The sequence below is a fragment of the Flavobacterium sp. LC2016-12 genome (genome assembly GCF_015351595.1).
Lineage (GTDB): Bacteria > Bacteroidota > Bacteroidia > Flavobacteriales > Flavobacteriaceae > Flavobacterium.
The window spans coordinates 949,587-964,857 of the sequence record NZ_JADKPT010000001.1 but is presented as its reverse complement, the minus strand read 5'-3'; the positions used below and the strand labels follow the sequence as shown (position 1 = coordinate 964,857).

Here is a 15,271-nt window from a genome sequence, read left to right as displayed (position 1 = left end):
AAAACTTTGTAACTTTGAACTTTTACAACTTACGATATATAATGATATCCATTACCGAAAAAACATTACAAGATTTACAATTTCCAACAGTGCTCGAAACCATTTCGGCTGGCTGTAATACAGATATTGGAAAAGAAAAAGCTTTACAAATAACACCATTTAGAGATAAAGAAACTTTGATGCAGGCTTTGATGCAAACATCCGAATATGTTTCTTCTTTTCAAAATAATAACGCAATACCGAATCACGGATTTGACGCCATAACACACGAAATCAAGTTCCTGGCTATTGAAGATAGTTTCCTGGAAGTGGGAAGTTTTAGAAAAATTGCTACACTTTCATCAACATCAAATTTCCTGTTGAATTTCCTGAAGAAATTTGACGATTATTATCCAAATCTAAATGCAAGAGCATCACGAGTTGAATATACCAAAGACATTGTAACTCTAATTGATGCTATCGTAGATAAATATGGAGAAATAAAAGACAATGCTTCTCCAGCCCTTTTGAGTATTCGTCAGAATATGAATATTGTTCGTGGTAAAGTCAATCAAAGTTTTGGAGTTGCTCTTTCTCATAATAACAGCCTTGGTTATTTGGACGACATTAAGGAAAGCTTTGTTCAAAACCGTAGAGTATTAGCGGTTCTAGCGATGTATCGTCGTAAAGTAAAAGGTTCTATTTTAGGAAGTTCTAAAACCGGAAGCATTGCTTACATCGAACCGGAAGCTACTTTACAATATTCGAGAGAACTAGCGAATCTTGAATATGAAGAAAAAGAAGAAATTACCAGAATTCTAAAGCAATTATCAAATCAGATTCGTCCGTATTTACCATTACTAATTGAATATCAGGAATTTTTAAGTGATATTGATGTAGTTGCCGGAAAAGCAAAATACGCAAACAGAATCAATGGAATTTTGCCAACCATTACAGAAGAAAGAAGATTATTCTTTAGAGAAGCTTATCATCCTATTTTGTATTTGAATAACAAGCAAAAAAATGAAGTTACGCATCCACAAACCATTGAATTAAAACAAGATAACCGAATTATTGTAATTTCAGGACCAAATGCCGGCGGAAAAACAATTTCGCTTAAAACGGTTGGTTTGTTACAATTGATGTTACAATCAGGGATGCTAATTCCTGTTCACGAGCGTAGTGAAACTTTCTTATTTGATAGAATATTAACGGATATTGGAGATAATCAATCTATTGAAAATCATCTAAGTACTTATAGTTATCGCTTAAAAAACATGAATTATTTCCTGAAGAAGTGCAACAAGAAAACCATGTTTTTGATTGATGAATTTGGTACAGGTTCTGATCCTGAATTAGGTGGTGCTTTGGCTGAAATTTTCTTGGAAGAATTTTACCATCGTGAAGCTTTCGGAATTATTACGACACACTACTCAAACTTGAAAATTCTCGCAAACGAATTGCCATTTGCCACAAATGCAAATATGATGTTTGATGAGAAATCATTAGAGCCAATGTATAAACTGGCTTTGGGTCAGGCCGGAAGTTCGTTTACCTTTGAAGTCGCTTTAAAAAATGGTATCCCGTTCGGATTGATTAATCGTGCGAAAAAGAAAATCGAAGTTGGAAAAGTTCGTTTTGACAAAACTATTGCTACTCTTCAAAAGGAAAGATCGAAGCTTGAAAAAACTTCTATAAATCTTAAAGAAGAAGAAACGCGCGCACGTGAAGAGAGTAAAAAGATGGAAAACATCAATGTAAAAATCAAACAAAAATTGGAAAGCTATCAGGAATTGTATGATAGCAACCAAAAGACAATTTACATTGGACAGAAAATTGAAGATATTTCAGAGAAATATTTCAACAATAAAAATAAAAAAGAACTTATTGGAGAGTTTTTGAAAATCATAGAAATTGAAAATTCAAAACGTAAAAAAGCAACTCCAAAAGAAGCCAAAGCCATAATCGAAAAGAAAAAAGAAGTGATTGCTGAAGTTTCTGTTCAGGTTGAAGAAATCCGAAAAGAGAAAAAAGAAAAGAAATTGAAACCTGTTATCGAAAAACCAAAACCAATTTTAAAAGTTGGTGATCGTGTAAGAATGTTGGACGGAAGATCTGTTGGAAGTATCGATTCAATAGAAAAAAATAAAGCAACTGTGAATTACGGAATCTTTACTTCTAAAGTAAGTTTGGATGAATTGGAATTTGTTGAAGCTGGAAAAAAATAAGTTTTCAGTTTGCGGTCGCAGTTTTCAGTTTAAAATTATGGTAAAAATTAGTATAAAGTAAAATAAAGCGATTAAAATGAATATTTTAAAAAAAGCAAGAATGAAGATGGTAAATTTTTAAAAAGCTTTTAAAATAAATTTATGCAAGCCAATTTTGATTTGATAAATTTATTAAAATACAATTCGTAATAGATAAAACAAATAACACAAAAATCATTGAAATTCATGCGCGATTTTCCACCAAATAAAAAAATTATCATCTTTGACGGTGTTTGCAATTTATGCAATAGCGCAGTTCAGTTTATCATCAAAAATGATAAAAAAGATATTTTTCGTTTTGTGGCTTTGCAATCAGAATTAGCAAAAGAGATTTGTAATTATATTGGAGTAGATCAAAATAAAATTGATAGTATCATTTTATATAATCCAGGAGTTGCCTATTACTATAAATCTTCAGCAGCTATAGAAATCGCAGAGGAATTGGGAGGGCTTTATAGTTTGGTTTCAATTTTTAAAATCTTTCCTGAAAAATTGAGAAATTATATTTACGATTACATTGCTAAAAACCGCTACAAATGGTATGGTAAAAAAGAAAGCTGCATGATTACTACTCCGGAATTGAAGACTAAGTTTCTTTAAAAAACTCCAATTTATAAATTCCAAATACCAATTATCTCAATATTGTCATTTCGAGGAACGAGAAATCCTCGTAAGTAACTCCGCAACGACAATCCAATCTTTATAGAGCTTCTAACGAGGATTTCTCGTTCCTCGAAATGACAAACTACTACAAAAAAAATCCCAAATTCAAGTTTTAAATTGGAATTTGGGATTTTAAAATTTGAAATTTACTAGATTTATTATCTAATCAACTTTCTGTATTTCAAACGTTTTGGAGTTAAATCACCACCTAAACGTTTCTTTTTGTTTTCTTCGTATTCAGAGAAACCTCCTTCAAAATAGTAAACTTCTGAATCTCCTTCGAAAGCTAGAATGTGTGTACAAATTCTGTCTAAAAACCATCTGTCATGCGAAATAATTACGGCACAACCAGCAAAATTCTCTAAACCTTCTTCAAGGGCACGCAGTGTATTTACATCCAAATCATTCGTAGGCTCATCTAATAAAAGTACGTTTCCTTCTTCTTTCAATGTCATTGCTAAGTGCAAACGGTTACGCTCTCCACCAGATAACATAGATACTTTTTTATTTTGCTCACCACCACCAAAGTTAAAGCGAGATAAATAAGCTCTTGAGTTTACTTGCTTACCGCCCATCATAATCAATTCCTGACCGTCAGCAAAGTTTTCCCAGATTGATTTATTTGGATCAATATTAGAGTGAGACTGATCTACGTAAGCGATTTTTACAGTTTCTCCAACTGAAAATTCTCCGCTATCTGTAGCTTGTTCTCCCATAATCATTTTGAAAATGGTAGATTTACCAGCACCATTTGGTCCAATAATCCCTACAATTCCGGCTTGTGGCAAAGTGAAGTTTAAATTGTCATATAACAATTTATCTCCAAAAGCTTTTGCTACATTTTTAGCTTCAATAACATTTGTTCCTAAACGTGGACCGTTCGGGATATAGATTTCCAGATTTTCATCCAGTTGTTTTTGATCTTCGTTTAGTAATTTATCGTAGTTCTGTAAACGCGCTTTTTGTTTCGTTTGACGACCTTTTGCTCCCTGACGTACCCAGTCCAACTCACGCTCTAATGTTTTTCTTCTTTTAGATGCTACTTTTTCTTCTTGTGCCATACGACTAGATTTTTGGTCTAACCAAGAAGAATAATTCCCTTTCCATGGAATACCTTCTCCTCTATCTAGCTCTAAAATCCAACCTGCTACATTATCAAGAAAGTATCTATCGTGCGTTACCGCAATTACAGTTCCGGCATATTGTGCTAAATGTTGTTCTAACCAAAGTACAGACTCAGCATCTAAGTGGTTGGTTGGCTCATCTAATAACAATACATCAGGTTGTTGCAACAACAAACGACATAAAGCTACGCGACGACGCTCTCCTCCTGAAAGGTTTTTGATTGGCGTATCACCTTCCGGCGTACGCAAAGCATCCATTGCAATTTCAAGTTTTGTATCAATTTCCCAAGCACCAAGAGCATCAATTTTATCCTGTAAAGCTGCCTGACGATCCATCAACTTATCCATTTTATCAGGATCTGAATAGTTTTCTTCAAGACCGAATAAGTCATTAATTTGATTGTACTCTTCTAAAACTGCCATCGTTTCAGCAGCTCCTTCACGAACAATTTCGATAACTGTTTTTGAATCATCAAGAATTGGTTCCTGCTCTAAATAACCAACAGTATAACCTGGCTGAAAAACAACATCTCCTTGATAATTTTTATCTACTCCGGCAATAATTTTCAAAAGAGAAGATTTTCCAGAACCATTTAAACCTAAAATACCAATTTTAGCTCCGTAAAAGAAACTCAAATAAATGTTTTTAAGTACTGGTTTGTCTGCTCCCTGATAGGTTTTACTCAATTTTTGCATTGAGAAAATTACTTTCTTATCGTCTGACATTTTTTATGTTTTTTATTTTAATTATTTACTTTTTATTTATCTAAAATATACTGCAATTAATATAATTACTTAAACCCTTCCTTTCAACGCATTAAAAACCCATGCATTAGCTAAGAAACCAACTCCAACAGCACCAAATCCCCAGCCTGAAACATCACTATATCTAAATACGCCAAGACCTATAAGTAAGAATCCCATAAGTACCATTATAAAAGTAGCCCAACCTAAAACGGTATTTTTATTCATTCCCATAATTATAATAATTATTTTTTATTGTGATTTATTTTTAGAAGTGCAAATATCGTGAATTTTCACGGCTTAATTAAATATTTTATAAAGCATTTCTTTTAACAGATCTGATTGTGGCAACGCATTAGCACCAACTCCTTTACTTTTAACATCTACATCACGTAAAGCACCAACAATCTGACTCACTTTTCGCATTGGATAATTTTTCAGGGCTAAATCATATTCCTTTAAAAAATAAGGATTTACACCAATTGCTGAAGCTACATTTTTAGGATTTTTATCCTTCAGTCCGTGATACTTTAGAAGCTGAACAAAAAATCCGAAAACCAATCCGGTTGTCATTACTAATGGATATTCTTTAGGATTATGAGCAAAGTTTTCTGCAATTTTATAAGCTTTCAACTGATTGCGCTCTCCAATTGCTTTTCGAAGTTCGAACACATTATAATCTTTACTGAAACCAATGTTTTCCTCAATATGTTGTGGCGTAATCGTAGTTCCCTGAGGTAAAATAATCTGTAGTTTTTCTAATTCATTGTTGATTTTACTCAAATCAGTTCCTAAAAACTCAACTAACATTGCATTCGCTTTTGGATCAATTGTGTATTTTTTTCCGGCAAGAATGCGTTTTATCCAATCGCCGACCTGATTCTCGTACAACTTTTTACTCTCGTATACGATTCCGTTTTGTGCTAATAATTTGGTAACTTTTTTACGTTTGTCAAGCGTTTTATATTTATAACAAAAAACCAAAACCGTTGTTTCCATCGGATTATTAACGTACGATTCGATTTTATCAATTGTTCTTGATAAATCCTGGGCTTCTTTTACAATTACTACCTGACGATCAGCCATCATCGGATAACGCTTGGCCGTTGAAACAATATCCTCAACGGAAACATCTCTTCCATATAAAACTGTTTGATTGAATCCTTTTTCCTCTTCAGAAAGCACATTCTGCTCGATATACTCCGACAATTTATCAATATAATAAGGCTCTTCACCCATTAAAAAATAAATCGGTTTGATATTTCCCGCTTTGATATCATTAACAATTTTTACAACTTCGTCCATTCCAATCTTTTGTTTCAAGGTTCAAGTTTCAGGTTCTGGTTTCAATAACTTGAAACTTTAAACTTGAAACCTGAAACTATTTTATATTTTTGCTTTATGTTAAAGCTAAATTTTCCTTCCTATACTTTTCGATTCAAAAATAGCGAAAATAAAGTGTCTATTTTTGATGAAATCAGAAAAAAATTTATCATTCTTACCCCGGAGGAATGGGTCCGTCAACATGTTGTACATTATTTAATGAATGAAAAAAAATACCCTAAATCGTTAATAAACGTAGAAAAAGTTTTAACAGTCAACGGTTTACGAAAACGGTATGATGTTGTGGTTTTCAATTCTGATGGTTCTATACATATATTAGTAGAATGTAAAGCCCCGGAAGTGAAAATATCACAGGCAACTTTTGATCAAATTGCGCGTTACAATATGACAATGCAGGCACGGTTTTTGAAAGTCACAAACGGTCTGAATCATTTTTACTGTCAGATGGATTTTGAAAACGAAAAATATGAGTTTTTAAAATCATTACCAGATTATAAAGAAATTTATTAAATTATAACATCATTACTTTTGGATAAAATAGCAGTCGTCATTTTAAATTGGAACGGAATAAAATTGCTTGAGCAGTTTTTGCCATCAGTAATTCAATTTTCAGCAGAAGCTACTATATATGTAGCCGATAATGCTTCTACAGACGCTTCCGTAAATTTCGTCATACAAAATTTCCCAACCGTAAAAATCATTCAAAACAATGGAAATCATGGCTTTGCAAAAGGCTATAATGATGCTTTAAAAGAAGTAGATGCCGAGATATACGCTTTAGTAAATTCAGATATCGAAGTAACTGAAAATTGGTTAAAACCCATAATTGAAACTTTTGATAGCGAAAAGCAAACTGCTATAATTCAGCCTAAAATTCTTGATTTTAAAAACAAAGAATATTTTGAATATGCTGGCGCTGCAGGTGGATTTATAGATAAATATGGTTTTCCATTTTGTCGCGGACGTATTTTCGACACCGTTGAAAAAGATAACGGACAATATGATGATGTTATTGAATTGTTCTGGGCATCAGGGGCTTGTTTCTTTATCAGAAAAGAAGTTTATGATGAACTAAAAGGCTTTGATGAAAGCTTCTTTGCCCATCAGGAAGAAATAGATTTGTGCTGGCGTGCCGCAAACGAAGGACACATTATTAAATACAACTCCAAATCAGTTGTATATCATGTTGGCGGCGCTACATTACAACAAGGAAATCCGAAAAAGACATTTTTAAATTTCAGGAATTCATTGCTAATGCTGGTTAAAAACTTACCTAAAAAAGGATTGTTTTTTAGAATTTTCTTCCGAATGATTTTGGATGGAATTGCCGCTATCCGATTTCTTACACAAGGAAAGTTCAGTCATACTTTTGCAATTTTAAAAGCACATTTTTCTTTTTATTGCATATCTTTAAAGTATCTTCGAGAAAGAAAAGATTTTCAAATACAGCAATACTATACCGTGAAAAGTATCGTTTACCTATATTACATAAAGAAATTGGTTGTTTTTAAAGAAATCTTTAACAGTAATCAAAATATTAAAAACTAAATTTGTAATCAACGTTTAATTAAATATAATACCTATGAGAAAAATAGTTATCGCACTAACAGTATTAACGGCCTTAACTTCTTGTGTATCGAAAAAGCAATACGCAGCATTAGAAGCTAAGAACAAAGAAACTCAAGATTTATTAAACTCTTGCACAGTGAAATTAAATACTTGTTTAGAAGAAAAAGCAGGATTGGCAGCTACAGCTGAAAGTTATAAAGCACATAATCAAGATTTGATCAACAGTTCTAAAGATTTAACTGTATTAACTACTAAAGGGGCTGAAAACCTTGAAAAATCTTTAGAGAGCTTAAAAGAAAAAGATTTAAAAATCTCAAGACTTCAAGATGCATTAACTAAAAAAGACAGTGTTACTTTAGCTTTAGTTACAAGTTTAAAAGGAGCAGTTGGAATCAACGATCCAGATATCGAAATCAATGTTGAAAAAGGAGTTGTATTTATTTCTATCGCAGATAAATTATTATTTAAAAGTGGTAGCTATGAAGTAAGTGATAAAGCAAAATCTGTTTTAGCAAAAGTTGCAAAAGTAGTTAACGACAAACCAGATTTTGAATGTATGGTTGAAGGTCATACTGATGATGTACCATACAAAAGCAACGGTATAATTCTTGACAACTGGGATTTAAGTGTTAAACGTTCAACTTCTATTGTACGTGTATTAACAAATGATCTTGGTGTTAACCCTGCAAAATTAATTGCTGCTGGTAGAAGTTCATACGTACCTTTAGTTGCAAATGATAGCGCTGAAAACAAAGCACGTAACAGAAGAACTCGTATTGTTGTTATGCCGAAAATCGATCAATTCTATGATATGATTGAAAAAGAAATGAAAAAACAAGCTAAATAATTTAGCGTTTTACATACTCTAAAAAACTAAAAAGCAGGTCTATCGACCTGCTTTTTTGTATTCTTAATTCTTCTATTTAAACAATTAAATGCAAATCAAGAACAACATTATTTTTAATTAACTAACTAAATTTTAACTGATAATAAAATTACTCAATAATTTTAAATTATTACGCAATTTCAGTATTTATTTACAAAATATCAATATCGCCTTTTCCTTCCCTTACAATTACTGGCTCGTGCTCAGATAAATCGATAATCGTAGATCCCACATTGTCGCCATAACCACCATCAATTACCATATCAACAAGATTTTGCCATTTCTCAAAAATCAATTCAGGATCAGTTGTGTATTCAATTACATCATCTTCATCACGAATAGAAGTTGAAACTACTGGATTTCCTAATTGACGAACAATTTCCAAAATTATATTATTATCAGGAACACGAATTCCGACAGTAGTTTTCTTTTTAAACTCTTTTGGTAAATTATTATTTCCCGGTAAGATGAATGTATATGGCCCTGGCAAAGCTCTTTTTAAAATTTTAAAAGTTGAAGTATCGATCTGTCTCACATAATCAGATAAATTACTAAGATCGTGGCAAATAAAAGAAAAATTTGCTTTTTCTAACTTCACCCCTTTAATCTTAGCGATTTTTTCTAACGCACGAGAATTGGTAATATCACAACCTAAACCGTAAACAGTATCTGTTGGATAAATTACCAAACCTCCGTTTTGAAGCACTTTTACCACTTTTGCGATTGCAGCTTCACTAGGTTTATCAGGGTATATTTTTATGAACTCAGCCATTATGTTTTTTGTTTAAAGTTTAATTTGTTCAGGTTGCAAGTGTAATATTTCTTAACCGCAAGGTTCGCAAAGATATTACGTAAAGTTCGCCATAAAAACTTTGCGAACTTAATAAAGACATTGGAAATAAAACTAAAAATAATACTTTACGTACTTTGCGGTAAAATTATATTCAAAGCAAAACCTAAACTTTTTAACCTATTATATCAAGCTTAGCAAATCTCAGCAAAAGCTTTTTAATTCCGCCAACTTCAAATTTAATTTCAGCCTTTTTATCAGGGCCAAAACCTTCTAAGTTAACCACTTCACCTTTTCCAAAACGTTCATGCATAACCACATTCCCAATTGTTAAATTGCTGTCAAATAAATTTGCATTTGAAGAACCAGGTGCATTTCCTGCAACAGGTTTTAGTTTTCTAATATTTAAATCCGGTTTTGGTTCATTATCCGTTATATGTTTTGGCGGTGTTCCTCCAATTGGCTTTGCTAATCTTAGTTTTGATTTATCTACATCCCCAAAAATATCACTGTCAATTGTTGATTTGTAACGATAATTACTTTCTGCAGGCGTAAGATATTCCAAATATTGCGGATCGATTTCTTCAATAAAACGCGACGGTTCACTATCTGTCAATTTCCCCCAACGATAACGTGATTGCGCATAAGTCAAATACGCCTGATGCTCTGCGCGAGTTAAAGCTACGTAAAATAATCGACGTTCTTCTTCCAATTCACTTCTGGTACTCATACTCATAGCACTCGGAAATAAATCTTCTTCCATTCCTACTACAAAAACATGCGGAAATTCAAGTCCTTTTGCTAAGTGAATCGTCATTAAAGCTACACGATCTTCATCAGAAGTATCTTTATCCAAATCCGTTGCAAGTGCAACATCTTCCATAAATTCAGAAAGTGCTCCTCTTGCACCGTCAATTTCTCTTTGCCCTTCCGTAAAATCTTTTATACCGTTTAAAAGTTCTTCGATATTCTGAATTTTAGCCATTCCCTCCGGAGTAGCATCTTTTTTCAATTCCTGGACTAAACCAGTTTTTTTGGCAACGTGATCTGTAAGATAAAAGGCATCCTGATTTTGATCAATAACTTGAAAACTCTGAATCATCGTTACAAAATCTTTCAGTTTATTCTTTGTTCCAGTATTCAGTTTTAGATCAATTTTATCAATGTTCACCATCACTTCCCAAATTGAACGCTTGTAATGATTGGCTGCGATAGTTAATTTCTCTACGGTTGTATCTCCAATTCCACGGGCTGGATAATTGATAACACGAATTAAAGCCTCTTCATCTTTTGGATTAATTACCAAACGCAAGTAGCACAAAACGTCTTTAATTTCCTTACGTTGATAGAATGACAATCCACCATAAATTCGATACGGAATATCACGTTTTCTCAAAGCATCCTCCATTGCACGAGACTGCGCATTTGTACGATACAAAATCGCAAAAGCTCCATTATGAAGCTGGTTTTGCATTTTTTGTTCAAAAATAGTACTGGCTACAAAACGTCCTTCCTCTGCATCAGTCAAACTACGATGAACCTTGATTTTTGCGCCAAAATCATTTGCCGTCCAAACTACCTTATCTAATTTGGTTTTATTATGTTCCATCACCGTATTTGCCGCTTCCACAATATTTCGGGTAGAACGATAATTTTGCTCCAAACGAAACATTACTACGCCTTCATAATCCTTCTGAAAATTCAGGATGTTATTAATGTTTGCTCCACGGAAAGCATAAATACTCTGCGCATCATCTCCTACTACACAAATATTCTGAAATTTATCTGACAAAGCTCTAACAATCAAATACTGAGAGTGATTTGTATCCTGGTACTCATCAACCAAAATATAACGAAAACGATTCTGGTACTTCGCCAAAACTTCTGGAAAGCGAGTCAACAACTCATTTGTTTTCAATAACAAATCATCAAAATCCATAGCGCCGGCTTTAAAACAGCGATCTACATATTGTTGATAAATCTCACCTAATCTTGGTCTTTTTGCCATTGCATCGGCTTCAACCAATTCTGGATTATTAAAATAGGCTTTTACCGTAATTAAGCTGTTTTTATAGCTCGAAATTCGGCCCAAAATCTGCTTTGGTTTATAAATATCACGATCCAGCTGCATTTCCTTAATAATCGAAGAAATAAGTCTGGCCGAATCTTGTGAATCGTAAATTGTAAAGTTTGAAGGGTATCCCAAATGATCTGACTCTGAACGCAGGATACGGGCAAAAATCGAGTGAAAAGTTCCCATCCACAGATTCTTAGCTTCAGTTGCTCCCACAATATCCGAAATCCTGTGTTTCATTTCGCGGGCTGCTTTATTCGTAAAAGTAAGCGACAAAATGTTGAATGCGTCAACACCCTGCGCCATCAAATAAGCAATTCTAATCGTTAAAACACGGGTTTTTCCAGATCCTGCACCAGCAATAATAATCATTGGCCCATCTTTCTTTAAGACGGGTTGTCGTTGTGCTTCGTTGAGCTGGTCAATATATTTTTGCATGAAATTTTTCTCCTTTGATGCAAAAATAGGAATTAAAAAAGAAAGTTCCTAAGGCGCAAAAGAAAGGTTCTGACGTTCTAAGATACTAAGGTTCTTAGTATTTTTTTGAAGCACGGCAATTGGCATTTTTTGAGACATGGTTTCCCGCTTTCGGCTATATCTCTCCGTTCCACTCCGAGGATACCGCCTCTATCGGGGCTAGATACAAACAATTTGCTTCTTTTAAATGATTTGAAAGAAAAATCCTTAATTTTAAAATAATCTTATATTTGCAATACTTATGAAATAAAATGAAAATAGTCCTTACTGAAAATGCTGAAAAAACATATTTTGACATTACAAATAAATACTCTGAAAATAAAGCTGCTTTATTTTCTAAAAATACTATTTCAATTTTGCACATGATTGAACAAAATAATCAAATTGGATCCAGATATAAAAAAACTTCCTATAGAAAATTCTTAATGTCAAATCAAGTCTATTTGTTTTATAAAATTGAATGTTAAATAATTTATATTGTTCTTTTTTGGGACAATAGAAGAAATCCAGCAAATTTAGATATTATACTTAGTTCTTATCTTTTCTTTAAAATCTGAAAAGTCTATCGTTCTTCCTGCTTTAATATCCTCTTCACTTTTTTCAAGCTGTTGAATTAAAATTTCTTCCGGAAATAATAAGGCCGTAATTAATTTAACTTCCTGATGTGTAAAGTTTTTCGATTTCAATTTTCTATAATATGTTGCATGTTTCAAGCCTAATTTTTGCATAAAAAATTCTGCTTTATAATAAGATTTACCAATTAATTCTGGCAAACTATTAATGTAATTTTCGTAACTCTCAACTATCTCTATCATTTTACGATATTTTTAACTATCAAATTTTGATACAAAGATAACTAATATATTGATACTATAATCTAAATAGCTAAATCTAAAAACTTAGCAACTTTACTTAAAAAACACATCATAAGCAAATCGAATCAAAGTACCGATTACCACAACCAAAAAGAAAATTCGAATAAAACCATTTCCTTTATTGATCGCTAATTTTGCTCCAAGCCAACCTCCAAGTCCATTACTGACTGCCATCGGAATGGCGATGGTCCAGATGATTTTCCCTTTTATCATAAACAAACAGATCGAACCGAAATTAGTCGCCAGATTTACCATTTTTGCATTCGCGGAAGCGTGTAAAAAATCAAATCCTAAAAGAGCGATAAAAGCCACAACAAAAAAACTTCCAGTGCCGGGACCAATAAATCCGTCGTAAAAACCAACAATCACACTAATAACAACCGCATAAATTATCTGAGTAGTAGCTGAATGATCTTTAGCCACATGCTGTCCAAAATTTTTCTTGGCATAGGTATAAATAAACAATAAAGACAAAACTACCAACAAAAGCGGTTTCATGAAATCATTGCTGACCAAAGTCAATATAGTAGAACCCAAAAATGCTGATGGAACTGCCAGACACATCATGATTAAAAGTAATTTCCATTGAATAACTACTTTTTTCAAATATTGAAAAGCAGCAAAAGCGGTTCCGGTAAAAGCTGGTAATTTTAAAGTCCCTATAACAGTTGAAACAGGTAAATTCGGCAACAAAATCAATCCCATGGGAGTTTGAATCAATCCACCACCACCAACAATGGCATCAATAAATCCTGCAGCAAAAGCTGCCAAACAAAGTAAAATTATAATATAGCTTTCCATTAATCTTGTGTTTCAGGTGGTTTTTAAGAACCGTTCACAAAAGTAAACTTCCCTTTTGTTTATTACAATAGAATTAATCTTGTTTTCTCAGCAAAAATTATATTTTTGTTGAAAAATTGAACCCAAATGGACTATACAAGAATTATAGAATTAGCAAGTTATACTTTACCAGCCATCGTTACCGGATTTGTGGCTTACAGCTTTTTTGAACTGCATATTAAAAACAACGATAAGAAACGTGCTTTTCTTTTAAACAGAGAATATCAGAAACAATCATTACCAATACGTTTGCAGGCCTACGAGCGTATGACGTTATATTTAGAGCGTATCAACCTAACCAAATTATTGATTAGAATTGCTCCTATTTCAAACGAAAAACATGATTATGAAAACTTTGTAATCGATCAAATCGAACAGGAATTTGAACACAATCTTACACAGCAAATTTACATGTCTGACGAATGTTGGACAATCATAACTACCGCTAAAAACTCTACCATACAGATTATTCGTAAGGCTGCCATGAGCGACAGAGTTGACAGTGCTGATAAATTAAGAGAGAAAATTTTAAATGATTTATTAGAGAAACAATCGCCTAGTAATGCTGCTTTGGCGTATATTAAGAATGAGGTTTCGGAATTATGGTAAAAATTCATTTTAGAGTTCAGATTTTAGATTTTAGATTCTCAATGGTAATCTAAAATCTAAAATCAGCAATCTAAGATTGCCTATTGTCACTCATAACCTCAGATTTATTCTGCGCATATTCATAGCCCTGTTCCCACCATTCTTTCATCACTTCTTTATTGAAAATAAGAGCGTTATCAGTCAATTTTGTCGGCGTGTAATATAAGTTAAGTTTTACATTCTTATTGTTTGCCATAAGTTTTCCTATAGCAATATCGTGTTTTTCTACCTGATCTAAGGCGATTCTGAACAAGTCAATCATTAATGAAAATGGATTTTTACCTATGACAGTTTTATCCATATTAACTTCGGTTTCAAGGATAATAACGTCTATTTCTGTAGCTCCTCTATTGATAGCTTCACGAATTGGTACCAGGCTTGAAAAGCCTCCATCGCCATATTCGCAATTGTCTTTCTCCACCAAACTCATAAAGGGCACATAGTTGCTGGAAATCCAGGACCAATCACAAAACTCCTCATAAGTACAATCTTTTACTGATTTATATTCTGATTCGTTTTTAGTAAAATTGGTTACTGTAATGACCACATCATTATTCAGTTTTTTCAGTTTATTAAAATCCGAAAGTGAAAAATTATTTCGGATGTACCTCTTCAATCCCTTACTTTCTCCAAAGGTTCTTTTTCCTCTAAAAAACTGACGTAATACATTGAAGTGATTAATTGTTACAATATCAACTCCATCTTTAGTTTTAACTACAAACGGGCAAATATTAAAAATACTTCCCATTGTAACATTCGTATAAACCGAGTGAATTTTTTTTATATGACCCAAAGCCAAATGCGGAATAAGCAAACTTCCTGTAGAAGTACCTAAAAACAAATCGTATTCGTAATTTTTTTCTTCTATTAGATATTGCGCCACACCACCAGCAAATGCTCCTTTACTTCCTCCACCAGAAATAACCAATGCTCTCATAAATTTATTGTAGGTTTTGTTTTCTAGAAAATAGAAAAAGAATAAAGGGCAAAG

Annotated in this window: 14 protein-coding genes; 6 read left to right on the top strand and 8 right to left on the bottom strand. The window is 32.9% G+C overall.

Annotated features, from left to right (window positions below; genetic code table 11):
• Nucleotides 1-41 precede the first annotated feature (41 nt).
• Nucleotides 42-2,207: a DNA mismatch repair protein MutS gene (locus IRZ99_RS03990; protein WP_194656030.1), complete on the top strand. Its 2,166-nt coding sequence runs from the start codon at nucleotides 42-44 to the stop codon at nucleotides 2,205-2,207.
• Between the two features lie 225 nt (nucleotides 2,208-2,432).
• Entirely contained in the window at nucleotides 2,433-2,846 is a 414-nt protein-coding gene (locus IRZ99_RS03985) for a thiol-disulfide oxidoreductase DCC family protein (protein ID WP_194656029.1), read from the top strand.
• Nucleotides 2,847-3,067: 221 nt separating this feature from the next.
• Here IRZ99_RS03985 and ettA read toward each other — a convergent pair whose 3' ends face one another.
• The 3 genes from ettA to holA form a co-directional block, all read right to left on the bottom strand.
• Nucleotides 3,068-4,759, bottom strand: coding sequence for an energy-dependent translational throttle protein EttA (gene ettA / locus IRZ99_RS03980; protein WP_026985169.1), 1,692 nt, complete (start codon nucleotides 4,757-4,759; stop codon nucleotides 3,068-3,070).
• Nucleotides 4,760-4,828: 69 nt separating this feature from the next.
• Nucleotides 4,829-5,011, bottom strand: a complete 183-nt coding sequence (locus IRZ99_RS03975) for a CAL67264 family membrane protein (RefSeq protein WP_072970805.1) — start codon at nucleotides 5,009-5,011, stop codon at nucleotides 4,829-4,831.
• 66 nt (nucleotides 5,012-5,077) lie between these two features.
• Nucleotides 5,078-6,082, bottom strand: a complete 1,005-nt coding sequence (gene holA / locus IRZ99_RS03970) for a DNA polymerase III subunit delta (protein WP_194656138.1) — start codon at nucleotides 6,080-6,082, stop codon at nucleotides 5,078-5,080.
• A 96-nt stretch (nucleotides 6,083-6,178) separates the two neighbouring features.
• Here holA and IRZ99_RS03965 point away from each other — a divergent pair, with 96 nt between their 5' ends.
• From IRZ99_RS03965 to IRZ99_RS03955, 3 genes are read left to right on the top strand one after another with little or no spacing between them, the layout of a single operon-like run.
• Nucleotides 6,179-6,631: a type I restriction enzyme HsdR N-terminal domain-containing protein gene (locus IRZ99_RS03965; RefSeq protein WP_074661180.1), complete on the top strand. Its 453-nt coding sequence runs from the start codon at nucleotides 6,179-6,181 to the stop codon at nucleotides 6,629-6,631.
• 18 nt (nucleotides 6,632-6,649) lie between these two features.
• Nucleotides 6,650-7,669, top strand: coding sequence for a glycosyltransferase family 2 protein (locus IRZ99_RS03960; RefSeq protein WP_194656028.1), 1,020 nt, complete (start codon nucleotides 6,650-6,652; stop codon nucleotides 7,667-7,669).
• A gap of 34 nt (nucleotides 7,670-7,703) precedes the next feature.
• Nucleotides 7,704-8,537, top strand: coding sequence for an OmpA family protein (locus IRZ99_RS03955; protein WP_194656027.1), 834 nt, complete (start codon nucleotides 7,704-7,706; stop codon nucleotides 8,535-8,537).
• A gap of 190 nt (nucleotides 8,538-8,727) precedes the next feature.
• On the opposite strand, the gene IRZ99_RS03950 is transcribed toward IRZ99_RS03955, so the two are convergent.
• The 4 genes from IRZ99_RS03950 to IRZ99_RS03935 all read right to left on the bottom strand — a co-directional run bounded on the left by IRZ99_RS03950 (nucleotide 8,728) and on the right by IRZ99_RS03935 (nucleotide 13,593).
• On the bottom strand, nucleotides 8,728-9,348 hold the full coding sequence (locus IRZ99_RS03950) for an L-threonylcarbamoyladenylate synthase (RefSeq protein WP_072970810.1): 621 nt from the start codon (nucleotides 9,346-9,348) through the stop codon (nucleotides 8,728-8,730).
• A gap of 193 nt (nucleotides 9,349-9,541) precedes the next feature.
• Nucleotides 9,542-11,878, bottom strand: coding sequence for an ATP-dependent helicase (locus IRZ99_RS03945; protein WP_194656026.1), 2,337 nt, complete (start codon nucleotides 11,876-11,878; stop codon nucleotides 9,542-9,544).
• A gap of 554 nt (nucleotides 11,879-12,432) precedes the next feature.
• Nucleotides 12,433-12,732 (bottom strand): hypothetical protein, encoded by a 300-nt coding sequence (locus IRZ99_RS03940; RefSeq protein ID WP_194656025.1) that lies wholly within the window; start codon nucleotides 12,730-12,732, stop codon nucleotides 12,433-12,435.
• A 93-nt stretch (nucleotides 12,733-12,825) separates the two neighbouring features.
• A complete protein-coding gene (locus tag IRZ99_RS03935) occupies nucleotides 12,826-13,593 on the bottom strand; it encodes a TSUP family transporter (RefSeq protein ID WP_194656024.1) in 768 nt (255 codons plus the stop codon).
• 126 nt (nucleotides 13,594-13,719) lie between these two features.
• On the opposite strand from IRZ99_RS03935, the gene IRZ99_RS03930 reads away from it, so the two are divergent.
• Entirely contained in the window at nucleotides 13,720-14,241 is a 522-nt protein-coding gene (locus IRZ99_RS03930; protein WP_194656023.1) for a hypothetical protein, read from the top strand.
• Nucleotides 14,242-14,311: 70 nt separating this feature from the next.
• On the opposite strand, the gene IRZ99_RS03925 is transcribed toward IRZ99_RS03930, so the two are convergent.
• On the bottom strand, nucleotides 14,312-15,217 hold the full coding sequence (locus tag IRZ99_RS03925) for a patatin family protein (RefSeq protein ID WP_194656022.1): 906 nt from the start codon (nucleotides 15,215-15,217) through the stop codon (nucleotides 14,312-14,314).
• Between the last annotated feature and the right edge of the window lie 54 nt (nucleotides 15,218-15,271).

What these genes read in the sequence shown, in the direction of transcription:
- IRZ99_RS03925 (WP_194656022.1), bottom strand. Translation starts at nt 15,217, where the DNA reads ATGAGAGCATTGGTTATTTCTGGTGGAGGAAGTAAAGGAGCATTTGCT.
- IRZ99_RS03990 (WP_194656030.1), top strand. Translation starts at nt 42, where the DNA reads ATGATATCCATTACCGAAAAAACATTACAAGATTTACAATTTCCAACA.
- IRZ99_RS03950 (WP_072970810.1), bottom strand. Translation starts at nt 9,348, where the DNA reads ATGGCTGAGTTCATAAAAATATACCCTGATAAACCTAGTGAAGCTGCA.
- IRZ99_RS03935 (WP_194656024.1), bottom strand. Translation starts at nt 13,593, where the DNA reads ATGGAAAGCTATATTATAATTTTACTTTGTTTGGCAGCTTTTGCTGCA.
- IRZ99_RS03955 (WP_194656027.1), top strand. Translation starts at nt 7,704, where the DNA reads ATGAGAAAAATAGTTATCGCACTAACAGTATTAACGGCCTTAACTTCT.
- holA (WP_194656138.1), bottom strand. Translation starts at nt 6,082, where the DNA reads ATGGACGAAGTTGTAAAAATTGTTAATGATATCAAAGCGGGAAATATC.
- IRZ99_RS03945 (WP_194656026.1), bottom strand. Translation starts at nt 11,878, where the DNA reads ATGCAAAAATATATTGACCAGCTCAACGAAGCACAACGACAACCCGTC.
- IRZ99_RS03985 (WP_194656029.1), top strand. Translation starts at nt 2,433, where the DNA reads ATGCGCGATTTTCCACCAAATAAAAAAATTATCATCTTTGACGGTGTT.
- IRZ99_RS03930 (WP_194656023.1), top strand. Translation starts at nt 13,720, where the DNA reads ATGGACTATACAAGAATTATAGAATTAGCAAGTTATACTTTACCAGCC.
- ettA (WP_026985169.1), bottom strand. Translation starts at nt 4,759, where the DNA reads ATGTCAGACGATAAGAAAGTAATTTTCTCAATGCAAAAATTGAGTAAA.
- IRZ99_RS03965 (WP_074661180.1), top strand. Translation starts at nt 6,179, where the DNA reads ATGTTAAAGCTAAATTTTCCTTCCTATACTTTTCGATTCAAAAATAGC.
- IRZ99_RS03940 (WP_194656025.1), bottom strand. Translation starts at nt 12,732, where the DNA reads ATGATAGAGATAGTTGAGAGTTACGAAAATTACATTAATAGTTTGCCA.
- IRZ99_RS03975 (WP_072970805.1), bottom strand. Translation starts at nt 5,011, where the DNA reads ATGGGAATGAATAAAAATACCGTTTTAGGTTGGGCTACTTTTATAATG.